This is a genomic window from Flavobacterium sp. WC2430 (assembly GCF_040822075.1).
Classification (GTDB): domain Bacteria; phylum Bacteroidota; class Bacteroidia; order Flavobacteriales; family Flavobacteriaceae; genus Flavobacterium.
This window is the reverse complement of record NZ_CP162007.1, coordinates 433061-451790: the sequence shown is the minus strand read 5'-3', so window position 1 is coordinate 451790 and position 18730 is coordinate 433061. Positions and strand designations below refer to the sequence as shown.

Here is an 18730-nt window from a genome sequence, read left to right as displayed (position 1 = left end):
TGATTATTGTTACTTCAAAAATACCTTTTTTTTAAGGATGAAAGTACATTGTTTTTAATTGTTGTTTAAATGAATGGTATTTTATGTTTCTAAAGTCTTGAAAATGGGGTGAAAAGCAATGAAAATATTTTTTCCTTTAAGTGATTGCATGGTAAAAAATAAATTGTATATTTGCAACCTTAAAAATCAATAAATCAATTCGGTATGTATGCAATCGTAGAGATAGCAGGGCAACAATTTAAAGTAAGCAAAGACTTAAAGGTTTATGTTCATCGTTTGACTAATGAAGAAGGTTCAAAAGTTTCTTTTGACAAAGTTCTTTTATTAGATGACAATGGATCTATCACTTTAGGCGCCCCAGCTATAGAAGGTGCTTCAGTAGAAGCTAAAGTGTTACAACACTTAAAAGGAGATAAAGTAATCGTTTTCAAAAAGAAAAGAAGAAAAGGATACAAAAAGAGAAACGGTCATAGACAATATCTTACTCAAATTGTAATTGAAGGTATTACTGCAGCAGGTGCTAAAAAAGCAGCTCCTAAGAAAGCAGCGGTTGAAGCAACTACTGAAGAGGCAGCTCCAAAAGTAAAAAAAGCTCCAAAAGCGAAAAAAGAAGATACTAAAGAATAATAACAATATTAAACTAATACGTCATGGCTCACAAGAAAGGTGTCGGTAGTTCCAAGAATGGTAGAGAATCAGAATCAAAACGTTTAGGCGTTAAGATTTTTGGAGGACAAGCTGCTATTGCAGGGAACATCATCGTAAGACAAAGAGGTTCTAAGCACAATCCAGGTGAAAATGTTTACATCAGTAAAGATCATACACTACACGCTAGAGTACCTGGAATTGTAAAGTTCCAAAAGAAAAGAGACAACAAATCATACGTTTCAATACTTCCATTCGAAGTTGAAGCATAATTGATTTTCTCAATTTATTAAAAACCCGTTTCGAAAGAAGCGGGTTTTTTTTGTGGAAAATCCCCAGTCCCTTGCCAAAGGAGAGGGTGGCTGAACGAGAAATGGATTTTTTTGATTGTAAAAATTGTTTGTGTCAAAACGTTGCGTAATTGCAGAGCCTCACTGCAGTGCGACTCTACATGAAAATCTGTGCAGGAAGGGATTCCCTAGCTCGTGGGAACTGCGAAAGGGATAGTAGCGGTATCCTTTTATTTCATCTCGAAACTTCGGGAAGAAATAAAAGATATAGTGAATAGCCCGGCCCGAAGTTTTTACGTAGGGTCTCGCCCAAAAACAAAAAACCCTCGCATTCAAACTGAATTTAGTTCAGTTTCTTGCAAGGGTTTCTATAAATCTAAAATTATAATCAGCAATCGCTAATTTACAATTAATTAGTATCTGTAGTATTCTGGTTTGAATGGTCCATCAACTGGAACACCAATGTAAGCCGCTTGATCGTCACGTAGCGTTTCCAATTCAACTCCTAATTTAGCCAAGTGAAGCATTGCTACTTTTTCGTCAAGGTGTTTTGGTAACATGTATACGTCATTATCGTAGTTTGCGCTGTTTTTCCACAATTCGATTTGCGCTAAAGTCTGGTTAGTAAATGAGTTACTCATTACAAAACTTGGGTGACCTGTAGCACAACCAAGGTTTACTAAGCGACCTTCGGCCAAAAGGATGATGTCTTTACCGTTGATAGTATATTTGTCTACCTGAGGTTTGATTTCTACTTTAGAAGCTCCGTGGTTAGTATTTAACCAAGCAACTGCGATTTCGTTATCAAAATGTCCAATGTTACAAACGATAGTTTTATCTTTCATTTGCTCAAAGTGAGAACCAAGAACGATATCTTTATTTCCAGTTGTTGTGATGATGATATCAGCATTTCCAACAACAGTGTTTAATTTCTTCACTTCAAAACCGTCCATTGCAGCTTGTAAAGCACAAATTGGATCGATTTCAGTAACTGTAACAATAGAACCAGCACCTCTAAAAGAAGCCGCAGTACCTTTTCCTACGTCACCATATCCACAAACGATTACTCTTTTACCAGCAAGCATAATATCAGTTGCACGACGAACTGCATCAACTGCAGATTCTTTACATCCGTATTTGTTGTCAAATTTCGATTTAGTAACCGAGTCATTAACATTGATTGCAGGCATTGGTAAAGTTCCTGCTTTTACTCTTTCGTAAAGTCTATGAACTCCAGTTGTAGTTTCTTCAGACAATCCTTTGATTCCAGCAACTAATTCTGGGTAACGGTCAATAACCATGTTAGTCAAATCTCCACCGTCATCAAGAATCATGTTCAATGGTTTTCTATCTTCACCAAAGAATAATGTTTGCTCAATACACCAGTCAAAATCTTCTTCGTTCAAACCTTTCCAAGCGTATACTTGAATTCCTGCAGCAGCGATAGCAGCAGCAGCTTGATCTTGAGTTGAGAAAATGTTACAAGAAGACCAAGTCACTTCAGCACCAAGAGCAATCAAAGTCTCTATTAAAACTGCAGTTTGAATCGTCATGTGTAAACATCCAGCAATACGAGAACCAGCAAGAGGTTGTTCGTCTTTGTATTCAGCGCGAAGTGCCATTAAACCTGGCATTTCAGCTTCAGCTAGTTCAATTTCTTTTCTTCCCCAGGCTGCTAGAGAGATGTCTTTTACTTTGAAAGCCACAAAAGGCATAGTTGTAGTACTCATTTATAGTATATTTGTATTGTAATTTTTTGCAAATTTACGTAATAACTTATGATTTAAAAAGGATTCACTTATATTTATGAATTGTTTAATAGTGTAATCTTTTAAAAATCAGTAAAATAATAAATTAAAGACTGTTTAGCTTCATTTTCAGGAGCTAATCCCGCTGTTCACTATATCTTTTTATCTTGAACTTGTTTTGGTAAACTAAAACAATTTTCAAGATAAAAAGGATGCCGTTGCCATCGGGGCTAAAAATCACGATATAGAATCATGCCTTTATACAAGACCATAAACTTCTCCCCAAACGTTGGGATAAATACTAAAATTCTGGTTTGGAAAATCACCGAATCTTTTAATGAACTCCATGGGGAAGTAGTGTTAAACATGAAAAACCGTATCCGACTTGATAATATGAAATCCGACTTACATCAACGGGGTTTTTTAAGCGTTCGTAAACTCTTGCAAGAGGCAGGTTATAATGATTTAGATTTGTATTATGATGAATTTGGGAAGCCACATCTTATAGATGGTAAATACATTTCTATTACACATTCCCACCATTTTTCAGCTATTATTCTGAGTGATGAAACCGTAGGCATCGATATTGAGCTGCAAAGAGAAAAAATCATTCGCATCGCTGATAAATTTGCTGATGAAGAGTTCAACTATTTAGATAAAAAAAATCACGAAGAATACATAAAAAAACTTACCGTGATTTGGGGAGCCAAAGAAGCTATTTTTAAAATTAGAAATGAAAAGGGAATTAGTTTCAAAGATCATATTAAAGTCAAAGCCTTCCGTTTACATGATAAAGAATTAAGAGCAGAACTTCACTTTGATAAGTTAGTGAAAGATTTTAAAATATTTCACGAAGAAATAGAAGACTTTGGGCTTGTGTATGCTTTTGAGAAAAAGTAATATGTGTTGTAAAACGGTATAAATGAACTACACTTTAGTTCGGCTTTCGAACATATTCATATAAAGAAAAGTACTCATTTTTCGGGCTCTTCTTTTTAGAATATCCACATTCTCTCCTAAAAATAACTCGTCTAAGGTTTCAAACCATAAATTCAGCCAAATGCCAAATTCATGTGATGATATTTGGTTAGTAAATAACTTGTCGATTGTATTGTGAGCCAGTATTGGGTTTCCGCTGTACTTTTTGACCGCAAATAAATTGGTTTCCCAAAAATCGGTCAGTTTTGTTACATGTTCTTCCCAGTTAACTATGGTGTCATTAAAATAAAAACCTATTTCACTATCGGCTCTTATTTTCTTGTAAAAAGTGGTGACTAAAAGTGAAATGTCAGCTCGGTTATCAATAGTCTTTTTCATTATTAAAGATTATTTAATACAATCAATAAAGTGCTTAGCAGCGTGCTTGTGATAATCAGGTTGAAAATTAGCTTGTGTTTCATTTGTGCTAAAATAGAAGTATTTACCAGCATACAAATTAACACGATGAAGCTAAGTTGAATCATTTGTCCAACAGAAGTTCCGTTAGCTAATATGGTCATAGCTGCAGCTCCGCCAAGGCAACTTTGTCCTAATATAGCTAAAGTTGAAAAACCAATAAAATTTTTGTCGAAATTCTCTAATGTATTTTTATAAAGTGTCATAGTGTAAAAATTTAATATGACAAAGTTAGATGTATGGGACTCGTTGTATTTATGATTCAAATCATAAAGGGCAACTTAACGGTAGACCTTTCGATTAATAATTTTTAAGAGCCCTTTTTTTTCTAAAGACTTAATAGCTCGAATAACGGTTTCTACTCGAAGTCCCGTTAAATCACCAATTTGTTGCCTAGTAAAATTGATTAGATATCCATGTTGGGATTTTTTTAAATTAAAATTAGCAATCGTATAATCAATGAGTGTTAAGACTCTATGTTCGGGTTCTTCAGAAGATATTTCAGCTGCCATTACTGATTTATAATACAATCGCTGTGCTAAGTTTTCAATTATTGTTATGCTTATTGCAGGATTATTAGCGAGCAATTCTAAAAAGCATTCTTTAGTGATGCAAATCAATTCGGTATTTTCTACGGCAACTGCACTAGCTGGATAAACTCGATTTAGGAATAAAGGAGGTTCGCCAAAACATTGATTTTGATAAAAAAAGCCTTGAATAAATTCGCGCCCATCGTCATTATAATTGTTCATTTTCACTTCGCCAGAAAGAATTTGATAATAATGTGTAGGCAGTTTTCCTTCTTCAAATATAGTGGAGGCTTTGTCATATCGTTTTTTTACGGCTCCATATTTCTCTAATAATTCAATAGCAATCATTTTTTATTTTTTTGGTTTTGTTATGGAGGGTCTTTCAAGCAAATGTAATTGTTTCAAAAATAGTTATTGTGCTAAAAAAAAAACTTTTACTTTTACGTTCCAATGCAAAAAAAAACAGAAAACACATATCAAGAAATAGTAAAAAGTAAGGCAGATAGAAAAAAACTATTGGCCATTTTGTTGGATCCAGATAAAATTGTCTGGAGAGATTTGGATAATTTGATTTTGAAAATTAATCAATCTCCTGCTTCACATGTTTTCATTGGTGGGAGTTTGGTAGAATCGAATCGAATCGATGAATTAATTATTCGATTAAAGCAGAACGTTAATTTACCAATCGTTCTTTTTCCAGGCAATCCGTCTCAAATTTCAAATGAAGCCGATGCAATTTTGTTTCTCTCCTTATTGTCAGGAAGAAATCCAGATTATTTAATAGGCCATCAGGTTATAGCAGCTCCAATTTTAAAGCAAAGTGATCTCGAAATTATTTCGACAGGTTATATATTGATCGAAAGCGGAAATGAAACTGCCGTAGCCAGAGTTAGTAAAACAAATCCTGTAGCGAGAAGCAATGGTGATTTAGTGCTTGCAACTGCCCAAGCGGGCGAAATGCTGGGTAATAAGCTCATTTATTTAGAAGCGGGTAGTGGAGCGCAACAAGCTGTTCCATTTGAAATGATTGCATTAGTTGCTCAAAATTTAGAAATTCCTTTAATTGTTGGTGGTGGAATTGTAGATTTACAAGGAATTCAAAAAGCATATGCTGCAGGGGCTGATTTGGTAGTTATAGGGACAGCTTTTGAAAAAGATTTTAATTTTTTTAATCACTTTAATCAATGATAGATTTTTTTTTAAATGCTTACAAAGATGTAAGTATGACGCATATTATATTAGAGTTTATAGCTTTCGTTTTTGGGATATTAAGCGTTTGGTTTGCTAGACAAGAAAATATTTTAGTATATCCTACTGGATTGATAGCCACAATAATTTCAGTATATTTACTTTATGTTGCAGGATATCTTGGTGACATGATGATTAACGGTTATTTTACAATTATGAGTATTTATGGTTGGTATAAGTGGACTAGAAAGACAAAAGATAGCGACTCATTGCCAATAACAAGAACCAATGGTAAAGAAAAATTAATTGGTATTTTGTTGTTTTTTGTGACAATTTTCGTAGTTTTCGGGATATATAAATTATTTGATTATAAAATTCATAATGATAATTATATAGACATCATTGCCTCAGGTATTTTCTTTACTGGAATGTGGTATATGGCCAATAAAAAAATAGAAAATTGGACGCTTTGGATTATTGGTGATATAATTGTAACACCATTATATGCTTATAGAGGGTTAGGGATGTTGTCTTTACAATATTTAATATTTACAATTTTAGCTGTTTCAGCTTATTTAGAATGGAGGAAAATCTTAAACAAAAGCAGTCTGCAATTATAAAAATTGCTATGTTTGGCCCTGAAAGTACAGGGAAAACAACTTTAGCAAAGCAACTTGCGGAATACTATAAGACACTGTGGGTTCCAGAGTTTGCGCGTGATTATTTACAAGAAAAATGGGATAAGCAGCAACTTGTTTGTGATGTTAGTGATATGCTACCAATCGCTTATGGCCAAACTAAATTAGAAAATGATGCTCTTGCTCATGCAAATGATTATTTATTTTGTGATACCAACTTAATGGTTACAAAAGTTTTCTCTGAGGTTTACTATAATACTTGTGAGCCTTCTCTAGATGAAGCTGCACTTAAACATGAATACGACTTGTTTTTTCTTACTGATATCGATGTGCCGTGGGAGAAAGACGATTTGAGGGACAAGCCAGAAGGAAGGAAATCGGTTTTTGAGGTTTTTAAAAGGGCATTGATAGAAAATAAAAAACCATTTATAACGCTTTCTGGAGATAAAAATCTTCGATTAAATACAGCGATTTCTATTATTGATGATTTAACTAAGGCTAAAGAAATGGGTTTGAGCTCCCGTGATTTTGTACAGATATATGAATATGGAATTCCATTAGAGAATATTCGAAAACAGTTGTCGATATTTAAAAATGGTGTTGCAAAAACGATTTTATTGGAACCAGCAACCCTATACAATGGAATTTTAAAACTATCCGAAAACGAATTTAAAGATAAAGCAGGTTTTTATGACGCAAATAATTCGACATTAAGGTTAGAGAAATTCGTTCCGGCATCTGGTGCAGCAAGTAGAATGTTTAAGTTTTTGATTACCTTTTTGAATGAATTTGATGTAGAAAATGAAAGTATTAAAGCCTATGTAAATAGGAAAAAAAGCAGTAAACTACCTGTTTTTGTAGTAGGATTAGAAAGGCTGCCGTTTTATGACGTAATTGATAAAAAATTAAAAGAAGAATTTATAAGTTTTGATTCCTTGCATCGAAATTTAAAAAACTATTATTTTATAAAATTAATGTTGTCTGAGGATTATTTTGATTATTCAAATAAACCAAAAGGTGTTCTTCCATTTCATAGATATGAAACACATAGCGCTACAGCAATAGAAGAACATTTATATGAGTGCACTAATTACTCAAGTTCAAATAGAGTTTCAAATTTACATTTTACTGTTTCTGAAAATCATTTAAAACAATTTGAAGATATAATAAACGATGTTAAGCCTATAGTTGAGAAAAAAACGAAGACTAAAATAAATGTAAATTATTCTTTTCAAAATAAAAGTACTGATACAATTGCGGTGGGTTTAAATAATAAACCTTTTAGAAATGAAAATGGGGAATTAGTGTTTAGGCCTGGTGGACATGGAGCATTAATTAAAAATTTAAATGAATTAGATGCTGATATTGTTTTTATTAAAAACATTGATAATGTAACTCAAATTAACCACGAAAAAATTTCATTGTATAAGAAAGCGTTAGCTGGAATTTTGATTGAATTACAACAAAAAATATTTTTATATCTCAATGCAATTGATTCCGCTACTTTTAATCAAGAATTATTAGATGAGACGATTACTTTTTTGAGAGAAAAATTGAACATATCATTCTCTTTAGATTTCCAAGACCTTACCTTTGAAAATAGAGTTAAAGAAATTAGGACTATTTTAAATAGACCAATTCGTATATGCGGTATGGTTAAAAATGAAGGAGAACCTGGAGGGGGGCCTTTTTGGACCAAAGGAAATAATGGAAATGTATCACTTCAAATTGTAGAATCTTCGGAAGTTGATTTATCAGTTAAAGGCCAACTGAAAATTATGGAAAACGCTTCTCATTTTAACCCTGTAGATTTGGTTTGTAGTTTTAAAAACTACAAAAATGAAAAGTTCGATTTAATGAATTTTGTAGATCATGATCGTGGATTTATAGTTCATAAAAGTATTTCTGGAAAAGATATTAAAGCTTATGAATTACCTGGTTTATGGAATGGCGCAATGGCCAATTGGCTGACTGTTTTTGTACAAGTTCCGTTGATTACCTTTAATCCAGTGAAGACTGTAAATGATTTATTAAACCTAGCTCATCAACCCCAATAGTTTTTGAATTAGTAAGAAAACATAATGGAAGTTCAAAAAATTATATCAGAATTACAGTACAAGGCGGTTCGTAGCAGTGGTGCTGGTGGGCAAAATGTAAATAAGGTCTCTTCAAAGATTGTATTGACTTTTGATTTGAAAAATTCTAATGCTTTGTCCGAGTCTGAAAAAGCACTTATTGAAATAAGTCTTTCCACAAGATTAACCGCTGATTTGATTTTGATACTAAACTGTGATGAGGATAGAAGTCAGTTAAGGAATAAGGAAATTGTCACCAAACGTTTTTTGGAACTAATCAAGAAAGGTTTAATTTTACAAAAATCAAGAAAAGAGACAAAAGTTCCAAAATCAGCAATTAGAAAAAGGATTAAGAATAAAAAGAATATCTCTCAAGTAAAGCAAAATAGGAAAAAACCAGATATAGAGTAGCTAGGTTTTATGGTGGTTTTTAACTTGTTTGCATTCGTTTGTTTTTCTTAATTAAAATTGTAATTTCTTGTTTGATTTTTATTTTTTTTAAGATTACATTTGCACCGTCTCAAAGGGGTGCTCTAAATAACGAGCTGAGATTATACCCAACGAACCTGGACGAGTAATGTTGTCAAGGGAAAAAATGATAAATCAATAGTGTGTAAGCTATCTGATAGTCATAGGAAACAATCATTTATTAATTTAACAAAAGAATAATTCCCCCTTTTATTCGTAATCTTATTTACGGATGAATACTATTATTGATTACAAAGTCGCAAAGTTGCAAAGCTGCAAAGCTGCAAAACAACAAAAATTGACAATCTCAACGTCAATTCTTTTCTTTCTTTTTTCTTTTCTTTCTTTTTCACAAGTAAAAGATACGACTAAGGTGAATCAACTCGATGAGGTACTGGTTTCAGCGGTTCGGGTTACCACAAAAATACCGGTTAGTTTTAGTAATTTAGATAAAAAAGACATCAAGTTTAGAAATCTAGGTCAAGATATTCCTATTTTGATGAACTATCTACCTTCGGTTATTACAACATCAGATGCAGGAAACGGTGTTGGTTACACAGGAATTCGGGTACGAGGTAGTGATGCTACCCGTGTGAATGTAACTATTAATGGAATCCCTTATAATGACTCTGAAAGTCACGGAACGTATTGGGTGAATATGCCCGACTTTGCTTCTTCAGTAGAAAGCTTGCAATTGCAACGTGGTGTAGGAACATCAACAAATGGAGCAGGCGCTTTTGGTGCTAGTCTAAATATGTTGACTGATGCCTACTCAAAAGAGAGCAATGGGGAGATTTCTAATTCTTTTGGAAGTTTCAATACAAGAAAACATACAGTTAAATTCAGTACGGGATTAATGAACAATCATTTTGAATTGGCAGGACGATTGTCTGCTTTAAAATCAGATGGTTATATTGATCGCGCTAGTTCCGACTTAAAATCGTATTTCTTACAAGGAACTTATGTAGGTAAAACAACCTTGATTAAAGCGTTGGCCTTTGGTGGAAAGGAAAAAACCTATCAATCTTGGAATGGTATTGATGCGGAAACATTGATCAGTGACAGGACATTTAATTCAGCTGGAATATTTACAGATGAATCTGGAAATACACGATTTTATGATAATGAAACGGATAATTACCAACAAGATCATTACCAATTGCATTGGAACGAAAAAGTATCTGATAACTGGAATACAAACCTAGCTTTTCATTATACCAAAGGGAAGGGGTATTATGAAAATTACAAGGAAGATGCTGATATGGCTGATTATGGTTTGCAGCCTGTTGGGACAGTGACTACTACCGACCTTGTCCGTCAAAAATGGTTAGACAATGATTTCTGTGGAACTACATTCTCTGCTAATTATAAAAGTGAAAAGTTAGATGTAATACTTGGAGGGGGATACAATAAATACGAAGGAAGTCATTTTGGAAAAGTAATTTGGGCACGTTTTGCTTCAACATCCGAATTGGGAGACCATTATTATGATGATTATGCCACCAAAACTGATGGAAATGTTTTTGCAAAAGCCAATTATCAAATTGCAGAGAAGTTTAGTTTATATGGAGATTTACAATTGAGAAATGTACGTTACAAAGCAGATAGTCCTGAAACAGGAGTAGTAAATGACAACTTTAATTTCTTTAATCCAAAAGCAGGATTGAATTTTGAGATTAACGACAACAATCAACTGTATGCTTCATATGCAAGAGCGAATCGTGAACCTAATAGAACCGATTATGAAAACGGAAGTCCAAAACCTGAAAAGTTGAATGATTTTGAATTGGGATTGCGTCATAGTACTGCAAAAGTAAAATTAAACGTAAATGTCTATTATATGGCCTACAAAGATCAGTTGATCTTAACGGGACAATTAGATGATGTAGGAAGTCCAATTCGCAAAAATAGCGGGGATAGTTATCGCTTAGGTGTAGAGGTTGATGCTACAATAGCAGTATTGGATAATTTAATCATTCGACCAAACTTTACCCTAAGTAGTAATAAAAATAAAGATTTTCATTTTGAAAGAGACGGAGTATTAACTGCTTTAGGAAATACTAATATTGCCTATTCACCAGATTTTATTGCGGGGAACATAATCACTTTTATGCCAATTACTAATTTTCAAGTTTCGTTTTTATCAAAAATGGTTGGTCAGCAATACATGGGAAATATAGATTCAGAAGGGTCTAAATTGAAGTCTTATTTTGTAAACGACTTGAATGTTTCATATGAGTTTACACCGAAGTCAGTATTCAAATCAATTTTGGTAACAGGATTAGTTAATAATATTTTTGATTATAAATATGTGTCCAACGGTTATTTCTATACGTACGATGATAACTGGAGCGACCCAAATCAAATTAAAACGATAGAAGGAGCAGGGTACTATCCACAAGCTGGAATTAACTTCCTTGTAGGATTAACATTGAAGTTTTAGATAAACATAGTGAAACGCATAAAAAAGCCCGAAAGTTTTTATTTTCGGGCTTTTTTATTAATTATACACGCGTAGTACATTTCCGTTGACCTCCACTCGATATTGTTTTAAAGGATATTGTAATTTTCCTTGCCCAGTAAATAAACTATATTCAGTGTCATCACATGGGCAAACTACATTAATGCCTTTTAATGTCATCGTAGAGCAACTGCTAATTGCTTGATTAGGGCAGGCGGCATCAAATGCATTATAGCCACTTCCTGTATTGAAAATATAAATTCCTTTAGCTCCAACACTAGAGTAATAGATAGCATTGCTAGGATATTGTAAGTTTGAGTAAGCAGGTAAATTCATGTTGATATCAACAGTAAAAGTATAGCTAGGTATATAGGGGTTTTTATTATTGAAATCACTGTTGCTACAGCCCCAAAAAGCAGTTATAATAACGAGTAATACGATACATTTTTTCATTAAATAATAATATTTTAAAAGTATTAGTTAAACAAATTTAAATTATTTAACTTTGAATTAGATATGATTAACATATAATTATATACTAAAAAAATAATACTATCTTTGTGGAAAGAAATCCCGTCCTGATGGGATTTTTTCTATTTATATAAGCTAAGAGAATTTAAGTTTGATTTGGGTTAAACTAAATGAAGAATGATACTCACACTTTTAATTCAAAGCTTACATATGACCCAACAAATAATATAATTAAACTATGAGCGCAATATCGTATTACACAGCAGAAGGATTAAAAAAATTAAGAGAAGAGTTAGATTATTTAAAAAGTGTCATGCGTCCAAAAGCTTCTGCAGATATTGCTGAGGCAAGAGATAAAGGAGATTTGTCTGAAAATGCAGAATACGATGCAGCCAAAGAGGCTCAAGGGATGTTAGAAATGAGAATTGCTAAACTAGAGGAGGTACATTCAAACGCTAGATTGATTGACGAAACACACCTTGATCTTTCTAAAGTATTGGTTTTATCTATTGTAAAAATTAAAAATCAAGCCAACGGAATGGAAATGAAATATACTTTGGTAGCTGAAAGTGAAGCCGATTTAAAAACCGGTAAAATTTCCGTGACCTCACCAATAGGGAAAGGATTGCTAGGAAAATCAGTTGGTCAATTTGCTGAAATTACGGTGCCGAATGGAGTGTTGAAATTTGAAATTTTAGAAATTTCGCGTGACTAATTTTGTACTCAATTATCGGATAAATTAAAACTTCAAATGAACATAAATTATGAGTAGCATATTTACCAAAATTGTAAACGGTGAGATTCCTTGTTATAAAATTGCGGAGGACGATAACTATTTGGCCTTTCTTGACGTAAATCCTAATGCTAAAGGGCATACACTTTGTATTCCTAAATTTGAAGTTGATAAAATTTTTGACATGGACGAAGCGCATTATCTGGGATTAATGCATTTCTCTAGAAAAATAGCTATAGCCTTAGAGAAAGCCGTTCCTTGTAAAAGAGTAGGAATGGCAGTTGTAGGGCTTGAAGTACCTCATGCCCATGTTCATTTAATTCCTCTTAATGAAATGGATGAAATGCGTTTTCAAAATAAAGTTTCTTTAACTAAAGAAGAATTTGAATCGTTGGCAGAGCAAATTCAATCCAATTTGTAGTTTATCAGCACAATCCAATAAAGTGGTACGGTTTTCGTTTAAAATGAAATAAGCAATTGCTAATTTTAATTTAGAGCGCACCATTACAATGAAAAATAGTTTTTTATTTCTTTTTATCACTTTCTTTTTCTCCCTGTTTTGTTTGGGTCAAGCCAAAATAGAGTACGCTTCAATTGATAAGAAAATGGCTGAAATTCCAAATCGATTGACCTTTTCTACAAATTCAATTGCAGATTATATCACATCTAATTTTAAAACTAATGACGAAAAAATTCGGGCAGTTTTTTATTGGACTGCATCAACAATCAGTTATGATATTGAAAACATGCGTGTCCTTAACTATACCGATACTTTTGAAAACAGAATAAAAAACACATTAAAAACTAGAAAAGGAGTTTGTAGTGATTATGCAGAAATATTTAAAGACATTGCAATTAAAGCAGGAATTAATGCCGTAGTGATAAACGGATATACAAAATATAAAGGAGAAATTCTTACCGACCCACATGCTTGGTGTGGTGCTAATATTGATAATAAATGGTATGTTTTTGATCCAACTTGGGGCGCTGGTTATATAAGAAATGGTGTATTTGTTAAAGCAATTGATAATTATTATTTTAAAACAGATCCAAGTAAAATAATTTCATCTCACATTCCATTTGATTATATGTGGCAATTTCTTAATTATACAATATCTAATAAGGAATTCTATAATGGGCAAACCCAAATCAATTCATCAAAAAGACGTTTCGATTTTGATTCAGAAATTTCAAGATATAATACGCTATCAGAGAAAGAACAATTAATAAGTTCTTCGGAAAGAATTAAAAAGAATGGTGTTATCAATTCTATGATTTTGGATCAGCTTTCTTATGAGAAAAAGAAAATAGAATATTACGATCAAGTCAAAGCTTTAGACGATTTTAAAATAATAGTAAACTTATATAAAGAAGGGATTAATAAATTAAATGAATTCATTAATTATAGAAACAAGCAATTTAGACCCATTCATTCAGATGAAGAACTAAAAAGAATGATACGTAACCCCAAAGATATATTTAGTAACTGTCAATATTTGTTGAATAATTTGGGGCAAGTAGGTGATAAAAATGTTGCAAGCCTAAATTCAATAAAAAAAACTTTAAGTGTTGCAATGCAATTGACTCAAGAACATGAAAAGTTTGTGTTTAAATACTTAAGTAAATCAGAGCCAGCAAGAGAGACTATGTTTCGTACCATCATTAGATATTAAGCGGCTTATTCTTTTTTAATACAATTTGCATGGTGGTTCCTTTCCCTATTTCAGAATTTAATACTCTAATTTTTCCTTTGTGATATTCTTCTACAATTCTTTTTGTTAAAGAAAGGCCTAGTCCCCAACCTCTTTTTTTAGTAGTAAAGCCGGGTTCAAATACTGTTTTGAATTGTTGTTTCTGAATTCCATTTCCGGTATCGGACACATTTATTTTCACATAATCATTATCCTGTTCAATTTTTAACGTTAATTTCCCTCTTCCTTTCATAGCATCAATGGCGTTTTTGACCAAGTTTTCTATAGTCCAACTGTGTAAGCTAGAGTTCAGCATAACGTATATGGGTTTCTCTGGAGCTTCAAATATAAATTCAATTTGTTTAGAAAAACGGGATTGTAAGTAGTGATACGATTGCTGTGTTTCTTCAACAATATTTTTATTTTCTAATATGGGTTCTGATCCTATTTTCGAGAAACGATCTGTGATAGTTAGTAAACGATCGATGTCTTTTTCAATTTCAGTTGTAATTGACTCAGCTACGTTATCTGCTTTTAAAATTTCGACCCATCCTATTAAAGAGGAGAGTGGCGTGCCTATTTGATGTGCGGTTTCCTTGGCCATTCCAGCCCAGAGTTTATTTTGAGTTGCAATTTTTGTACTTCGATAAAAATAATAGACTAAGGCAGCAAATAATACAATAATCAGTAATAAAGCAATAGGATAATATTTAAGCTTATTTAGTAAAGCAGAATTTCCATAATATAATTTTTGAAATTTCCCGGGGCCATATTTAATTACAATTGGGTCATTTTCATTTTTTAAGTCATTTAAAAAAAGAGTTGCTTTATTGCTGTCTTTTATAATCACTTCATCAATATTAACGGTGTTTATAATGCTGTCATTTTCGGTAAGAATGATGGGTATGGAAGTATTGTTACTGAATATTTGTAATGGCAATTCGACATCAGTATTTGCATCAGCATTTATAAGTGTTTTTTGAGCATTTGCCCAAAGATTCATTTTTAAACGTTCTTCGTTTTTAAAAATTTGAAAAAAAGTATAGGTATTCCAAAGTATCAGAGAGATAATCAAAAATGAAGCAAAAATAATAATCCAACGACTTGTATTTCTTCTTTCAGAAAACTGCATAAATGTTATTTTGAGGTATAAATATAACGAAATAAATATTGGATTGTTTTAGTAGGTGAAAGAAAGTTTTTTACTTGGCTTTCAATATTTAAGATTAAATTAGTGCCCCTTCTTTTTTAAACTTAAACGATTTGCTTACTTTTGTAAACCAAGCGATTTAAACAGGTAAAAAGTATGATTAGTATTGATCCAAAAAGTATAACAACGGCTGTGTTACAAGGATATTTACAGGGTTCTGTAGGGCCAAGGCCAATTGCATTTGCCAGTACCATAGATGAAAATGGCAATCCTAATTTGTCTCCTTTTAGCTTTTTTAATGTTTTTAGTGCTAATCCACCGATTCTTGTTTTTTCACCAGCACGTCGTGTACGAGATAATTCGGTAAAGCATACTTTAATTAACTGCGAAGCCACTAGAGAAGTGGTGATAAATGTGGTCAATTTTGATATGGTGCAACAAACTTCACTTGCCAGTACGGAGTATGCCGATGGAGTAAATGAATTTTTGAAATCAGGTTTTACTCCTATTCCATCAGATCTTGTAAAGCCATTAAGAGTAAAAGAATCACCTGTACAGTTTGAATGCAAAGTGACTCAGATTATTCCTTTGGGAACTGAAGGAGGTGCTGGGAATTTAATTTTGTGTGAAGTGATTAAATTACATATTGATGAGGCTATTTTGGATGAAAAAGGGGCGATTGATCAACATAAAATTGATTTAGTTTCTAGGCTAGGAGGGAATTGGTATTCTAGATCAAATCAAGGTTTGTTTGAAGTGCCAAAGCCATTATCTACTCTTGGAATAGGAGTAGATGCTATTCCTGAGCATATTAAAAAGAGCAGCATTTTTAATGGAAATGATTTTGGTAAATTAGGAAACATAGAAGCCTTGCCTACGATAGAAGAAGTTAGTATATTTGTAAAACAGAACTTTTCTATAAAAGCAGTTTTAAGCTCAGATGATAAGAAAAATGTACATGTAGAAGCCAAAAAATACTTAGATGAAAACGATGTTCTTTCTGCATGGAAAGTACTTCTTGCAAAAAAATAATCTTAAATAACAATTAAAATAAAGGAAGATGGAAGTTACAGGAAAAATTAAAGTTGTTAATCCAGAACAACAAGTGAGTGCCTCATTTAAAAAGAGAGAATTAGTTGTTACTACAGAAGAGCAGTATCCACAACACATTATGATTGAGTTTACTCAGGATAAATGTGATTTGTTAAACAATTATAATATTGGTGAACCTGTAAAAGTTTCAATCAATTTAAGAGGTAGAGAATGGGTTAATCCACAAGGTGAAACTAAATATTTCAACAGTATTCAAGGATGGAGAATTGAAAAATTAGTTGCCGATGCTCCAGCAGCTTCAGCACCTATGCCAGCAGCACAAGCATTTGCTCCTGCTACAAATCTTAATGAAGATGAACCAGACGATTTGCCTTTTTAATAAAAAGAAAAACAAAAAAAAAGCCTTGAGTTTATCTCAAGGCTTTTTTTGTTTAATCAATTCCCATCTCAATAATTAGGTTTTATAAGTAACCCAAATCCAATTTTATTGCCAATTTGGGGATAAATGAAAGCAGTTGTCTTTTTTGTTTTTCCAAATCGCATGGATTGAACAGGATTGTAATACGATACTAAAATTCCCGATGCCAGGCCGATTCCTGCTCCAGTCAACACATCAGAACTGTAATGTTTGTTATTGGCTATTCGAAAAACTGCGGTAGTAGTAGCAAATAGAAAACCACTACTTGCATACCAAATATTAGAATCTTTATATTCGTTGAACAACAGTGCTGCATTCGTAAAAGCGATGGCCGAATGTCCAGAGGGGAAACTCAAATTGTCTGATTGGTCGGGGCGTTCTTTTTTAATGGTATTTTTAAGAATCTCAACAATAATTAAACTGGTTGCGTTGGCAACGACAATATCAATAGTTTGGTGTTTAAAGTTGTTTTTGGGTTGAAAACCTAAATAACGTCCTGCATAAATTTGTGCAATTGGAACTAAAGGCAATATGTTGTCAGCTGTAGAATGGAAATTTTTTCCAAAAAAATTATTTGATTTATCTTGTATTTCCTGATTATCATCCGTATTCAGTAATATTACTCCGGCTGTGATCATAGCAGCTGGAACAATAAAAGGTTTATAGCTGAGTTTCTTGGAAGTTGATAGCGTATCAATTTTTTGTCCATACATTTGTGTTACCAATACTATAAAAACAAGTAGAATTGATTTGTATTTCATAAGGATGACTTTATTATAAGAATGAATGGGTTGAAAATTAAAATTGTATACCAAAGTTAAGTGTAATGATTTAGATATTATTTAAAATATGTATTATTTGTCTCAAGATTTATTTTTTCCAGATGTTAGTTTAACGCATTCTTCTGGTATTATTGCGTTGGGTGGTGATTTATCTCCCGAAAGGCTGCAATTGGCCTATAAAAGCGGTATTTTCCCTTGGTTTGAAGATGGAGAACCTATTACTTGGTGGTCACCAAATCCAAGAATGGTTTTATTTTTAGATGAATTGATTGTTTCTAAAAGTATGCGAAATATTCTAAATCGGAACCTCTTTACTGTTACATTCAATCAAAACTTTAAAGATGTCATTTCTAATTGTCAAAAAATAAAAAGAGACGGTCAAAACGGCACTTGGATTACTAATGATATGATTGATGCCTATTGCAATTTACATGAATTAGGAGTCGCAAAATCAGTTGAGGTTTGGCAAGATGGTATTTTGGTTGGTGGTTTATACGGTATAGATTTAGGTAACGTTTTTTGTGGCGAAAGTATGTTCTCTAAAGTTTCTAACGCTTCCAAAGTCGCTTTTATTTCCTTGGTTAATTCACTAAAGACTGCCAATTATCAACTCTTGGACTGCCAGGTTTATAATCCTCATTTAGAAAGTCTAGGCTGTCGTGAAATTGATAGAAAGGACTTCATGGCAATTCTTAAAAATAGTAAGTAGTGCCTTATCCAGCTGTATGTTGCAAGTCCTCCTTCAAAACCTTTTTTTCTAAAGTCATAAAAGGAGCTTCCTACGGTCGCTCTTTTATTCCTTGAAAAAATAGTTTTAAAAGTCCGGGCTTTTCACTCCCATCTGGGGCAAAACACATACAATCCTACAAAGAAAACTACGACACACAATCTACATAAATCAATAAGAACACAGTAATAAAACAACTATCTATCCGTTAAATCGGTGCCCAATTTCACACAGTAAACAGAATAATTTGAAATCCGTTTTAATCCG

Annotated in this window: 21 protein-coding genes; 14 read left to right on the top strand and 7 right to left on the bottom strand. The window is 32.7% G+C overall.

Going from position 1 to position 18730, the window contains the following annotated elements; all coding sequences use genetic code 11:
• Positions 1–204: 204 nt before the first annotated feature.
• On the top strand, positions 205–627 hold the full coding sequence (gene rplU, locus AB3G36_RS02070; RefSeq protein ID WP_367755512.1) for a 50S ribosomal protein L21: 423 nt from the start codon (positions 205–207) through the stop codon (positions 625–627).
• A 23-nt stretch (positions 628–650) separates the two neighbouring features.
• A complete protein-coding gene (rpmA, locus tag AB3G36_RS02065) occupies positions 651–917 on the top strand; it encodes a 50S ribosomal protein L27 (protein WP_007137428.1) in 267 nt (88 codons plus the stop codon).
• Between the two features lie 431 nt (positions 918–1348).
• Here the strand turns inward: rpmA and ahcY are convergent, their stop codons facing one another.
• Entirely contained in the window at positions 1349–2665 is a 1317-nt protein-coding gene (gene ahcY / locus AB3G36_RS02060) for an adenosylhomocysteinase (RefSeq protein WP_367755510.1), read from the bottom strand.
• Between the two features lie 270 nt (positions 2666–2935).
• Here ahcY and AB3G36_RS02055 point away from each other — a divergent pair, with 270 nt between their 5' ends.
• Positions 2936–3583 (top strand): 4'-phosphopantetheinyl transferase superfamily protein, encoded by a 648-nt coding sequence (locus tag AB3G36_RS02055; RefSeq protein WP_367755508.1) that lies wholly within the window; start codon positions 2936–2938, stop codon positions 3581–3583.
• A gap of 27 nt (positions 3584–3610) precedes the next feature.
• Here AB3G36_RS02055 and AB3G36_RS02050 read toward each other — a convergent pair whose 3' ends face one another.
• The 3 genes from AB3G36_RS02050 to AB3G36_RS02040 form a co-directional block, all read right to left on the bottom strand.
• On the bottom strand, positions 3611–4000 hold the full coding sequence (locus AB3G36_RS02050; RefSeq protein ID WP_367755506.1) for a group III truncated hemoglobin: 390 nt from the start codon (positions 3998–4000) through the stop codon (positions 3611–3613).
• 2 nt (positions 4001–4002) lie between these two features.
• Positions 4003–4284, bottom strand: a complete 282-nt coding sequence (locus AB3G36_RS02045) for a hypothetical protein (RefSeq protein WP_367755504.1) — start codon at positions 4282–4284, stop codon at positions 4003–4005.
• A gap of 75 nt (positions 4285–4359) precedes the next feature.
• Positions 4360–4956 carry a Crp/Fnr family transcriptional regulator gene (locus AB3G36_RS02040; protein ID WP_367755502.1) on the bottom strand — a complete coding sequence of 199 codons (597 nt, stop codon included), beginning with the start codon at positions 4954–4956 and terminating at the stop codon, positions 4360–4362.
• A gap of 102 nt (positions 4957–5058) precedes the next feature.
• Between AB3G36_RS02040 and AB3G36_RS02035 the strand changes: the two genes are divergently transcribed.
• The 5 genes from AB3G36_RS02035 (at position 5059) to AB3G36_RS02015 (ending at position 11420) form a co-directional block, all read left to right on the top strand.
• Positions 5059–5796 (top strand): geranylgeranylglyceryl/heptaprenylglyceryl phosphate synthase, encoded by a 738-nt coding sequence (locus AB3G36_RS02035; RefSeq protein ID WP_367755500.1) that lies wholly within the window; start codon positions 5059–5061, stop codon positions 5794–5796.
• Positions 5793–6416, top strand: a complete 624-nt coding sequence (pnuC, locus tag AB3G36_RS02030) for a nicotinamide riboside transporter PnuC (protein WP_367755498.1) — start codon at positions 5793–5795, stop codon at positions 6414–6416. The genes AB3G36_RS02035 and pnuC overlap by 4 nt, the downstream gene beginning before the upstream one ends.
• Complete coding sequence (locus AB3G36_RS02025; RefSeq protein WP_367755496.1) at positions 6377–8491, top strand: DUF4301 family protein; 2115 nt, start codon at positions 6377–6379, stop codon at positions 8489–8491. The genes pnuC and AB3G36_RS02025 overlap by 40 nt, the downstream gene beginning before the upstream one ends.
• A 24-nt stretch (positions 8492–8515) precedes the next feature.
• Complete coding sequence (gene arfB / locus AB3G36_RS02020; protein WP_367755494.1) at positions 8516–8920, top strand: alternative ribosome rescue aminoacyl-tRNA hydrolase ArfB; 405 nt, start codon at positions 8516–8518, stop codon at positions 8918–8920.
• Between the two features lie 289 nt (positions 8921–9209).
• Complete coding sequence (locus AB3G36_RS02015) at positions 9210–11420, top strand: TonB-dependent receptor (protein ID WP_367755492.1); 2211 nt, start codon at positions 9210–9212, stop codon at positions 11418–11420.
• Positions 11421–11477: 57 nt separating this feature from the next.
• On the opposite strand, the gene AB3G36_RS02010 is transcribed toward AB3G36_RS02015, so the two are convergent.
• The gene (locus AB3G36_RS02010) at positions 11478–11891 is read right to left on the bottom strand and encodes a Rieske (2Fe-2S) protein (protein WP_367755490.1); all 414 of its coding nucleotides are present in this window, start codon (positions 11889–11891) and stop codon (positions 11478–11480) included.
• 256 nt (positions 11892–12147) lie between these two features.
• On the opposite strand from AB3G36_RS02010, the gene greA reads away from it, so the two are divergent.
• The 3 genes from greA (at position 12148) to AB3G36_RS01995 (ending at position 14315) form a co-directional block, all read left to right on the top strand.
• A complete protein-coding gene (gene greA / locus AB3G36_RS02005; RefSeq protein WP_367755488.1) occupies positions 12148–12624 on the top strand; it encodes a transcription elongation factor GreA in 477 nt (158 codons plus the stop codon).
• Between the two features lie 49 nt (positions 12625–12673).
• Positions 12674–13063 (top strand): HIT family protein, encoded by a 390-nt coding sequence (locus tag AB3G36_RS02000; protein WP_367755486.1) that lies wholly within the window; start codon positions 12674–12676, stop codon positions 13061–13063.
• Positions 13064–13151: 88 nt separating this feature from the next.
• Positions 13152–14315 carry a transglutaminase domain-containing protein gene (locus AB3G36_RS01995; RefSeq protein ID WP_367755484.1) on the top strand — a complete coding sequence of 388 codons (1164 nt, stop codon included), beginning with the start codon at positions 13152–13154 and terminating at the stop codon, positions 14313–14315.
• On the opposite strand, the gene AB3G36_RS01990 is transcribed toward AB3G36_RS01995, so the two are convergent.
• On the bottom strand, positions 14305–15465 hold the full coding sequence (locus tag AB3G36_RS01990) for a sensor histidine kinase (protein WP_367755482.1): 1161 nt from the start codon (positions 15463–15465) through the stop codon (positions 14305–14307). The genes AB3G36_RS01995 and AB3G36_RS01990 overlap by 11 nt on opposite strands.
• Before the next feature lie 174 nt (positions 15466–15639).
• Between AB3G36_RS01990 and AB3G36_RS01985 the strand changes: the two genes are divergently transcribed.
• Together AB3G36_RS01985 and AB3G36_RS01980 are read left to right on the top strand one after the other, a co-directional pair.
• Positions 15640–16515 carry a flavin reductase family protein gene (locus AB3G36_RS01985; RefSeq protein ID WP_367755480.1) on the top strand — a complete coding sequence of 292 codons (876 nt, stop codon included), beginning with the start codon at positions 15640–15642 and terminating at the stop codon, positions 16513–16515.
• A 28-nt stretch (positions 16516–16543) separates the two neighbouring features.
• Entirely contained in the window at positions 16544–16915 is a 372-nt protein-coding gene (locus tag AB3G36_RS01980) for a DUF3127 domain-containing protein (protein ID WP_367755478.1), read from the top strand.
• A 68-nt stretch (positions 16916–16983) separates the two neighbouring features.
• On the opposite strand, the gene AB3G36_RS01975 is transcribed toward AB3G36_RS01980, so the two are convergent.
• On the bottom strand, positions 16984–17715 hold the full coding sequence (locus AB3G36_RS01975; RefSeq protein ID WP_367755476.1) for a phosphatase PAP2 family protein: 732 nt from the start codon (positions 17713–17715) through the stop codon (positions 16984–16986).
• 88 nt (positions 17716–17803) lie between these two features.
• Here AB3G36_RS01975 and aat point away from each other — a divergent pair, with 88 nt between their 5' ends.
• Positions 17804–18445 carry a leucyl/phenylalanyl-tRNA--protein transferase gene (aat, locus tag AB3G36_RS01970; protein WP_367755474.1) on the top strand — a complete coding sequence of 214 codons (642 nt, stop codon included), beginning with the start codon at positions 17804–17806 and terminating at the stop codon, positions 18443–18445.
• The last annotated feature ends 285 nt before the right edge of the window (positions 18446–18730 follow it).

Coding starts and splice junctions, on each gene's coding strand:
- rplU (WP_367755512.1), top strand. CDS start 205: ATGTATGCAATCGTAGAGATAGCAGGGCAACAATTTAAAGTAAGCAAA.
- rpmA (WP_007137428.1), top strand. CDS start 651: ATGGCTCACAAGAAAGGTGTCGGTAGTTCCAAGAATGGTAGAGAATCA.
- ahcY (WP_367755510.1), bottom strand. CDS start 2,665: ATGAGTACTACAACTATGCCTTTTGTGGCTTTCAAAGTAAAAGACATC.
- AB3G36_RS02055 (WP_367755508.1), top strand. CDS start 2,936: ATGCCTTTATACAAGACCATAAACTTCTCCCCAAACGTTGGGATAAAT.
- AB3G36_RS02050 (WP_367755506.1), bottom strand. CDS start 4,000: ATGAAAAAGACTATTGATAACCGAGCTGACATTTCACTTTTAGTCACC.
- AB3G36_RS02045 (WP_367755504.1), bottom strand. CDS start 4,284: ATGACACTTTATAAAAATACATTAGAGAATTTCGACAAAAATTTTATT.
- AB3G36_RS02040 (WP_367755502.1), bottom strand. CDS start 4,956: ATGATTGCTATTGAATTATTAGAGAAATATGGAGCCGTAAAAAAACGA.
- AB3G36_RS02035 (WP_367755500.1), top strand. CDS start 5,059: ATGCAAAAAAAAACAGAAAACACATATCAAGAAATAGTAAAAAGTAAG.
- pnuC (WP_367755498.1), top strand. CDS start 5,793: ATGATAGATTTTTTTTTAAATGCTTACAAAGATGTAAGTATGACGCAT.
- AB3G36_RS02025 (WP_367755496.1), top strand. CDS start 6,377: ATGGAGGAAAATCTTAAACAAAAGCAGTCTGCAATTATAAAAATTGCT.
- arfB (WP_367755494.1), top strand. CDS start 8,516: ATGGAAGTTCAAAAAATTATATCAGAATTACAGTACAAGGCGGTTCGT.
- AB3G36_RS02015 (WP_367755492.1), top strand. CDS start 9,210: ATGAATACTATTATTGATTACAAAGTCGCAAAGTTGCAAAGCTGCAAA.
- AB3G36_RS02010 (WP_367755490.1), bottom strand. CDS start 11,891: ATGAAAAAATGTATCGTATTACTCGTTATTATAACTGCTTTTTGGGGC.
- greA (WP_367755488.1), top strand. CDS start 12,148: ATGAGCGCAATATCGTATTACACAGCAGAAGGATTAAAAAAATTAAGA.
- AB3G36_RS02000 (WP_367755486.1), top strand. CDS start 12,674: ATGAGTAGCATATTTACCAAAATTGTAAACGGTGAGATTCCTTGTTAT.
- AB3G36_RS01995 (WP_367755484.1), top strand. CDS start 13,152: ATGAAAAATAGTTTTTTATTTCTTTTTATCACTTTCTTTTTCTCCCTG.
- AB3G36_RS01990 (WP_367755482.1), bottom strand. CDS start 15,465: ATGCAGTTTTCTGAAAGAAGAAATACAAGTCGTTGGATTATTATTTTT.
- AB3G36_RS01985 (WP_367755480.1), top strand. CDS start 15,640: ATGATTAGTATTGATCCAAAAAGTATAACAACGGCTGTGTTACAAGGA.
- AB3G36_RS01980 (WP_367755478.1), top strand. CDS start 16,544: ATGGAAGTTACAGGAAAAATTAAAGTTGTTAATCCAGAACAACAAGTG.
- AB3G36_RS01975 (WP_367755476.1), bottom strand. CDS start 17,715: ATGAAATACAAATCAATTCTACTTGTTTTTATAGTATTGGTAACACAA.
- aat (WP_367755474.1), top strand. CDS start 17,804: ATGTATTATTTGTCTCAAGATTTATTTTTTCCAGATGTTAGTTTAACG.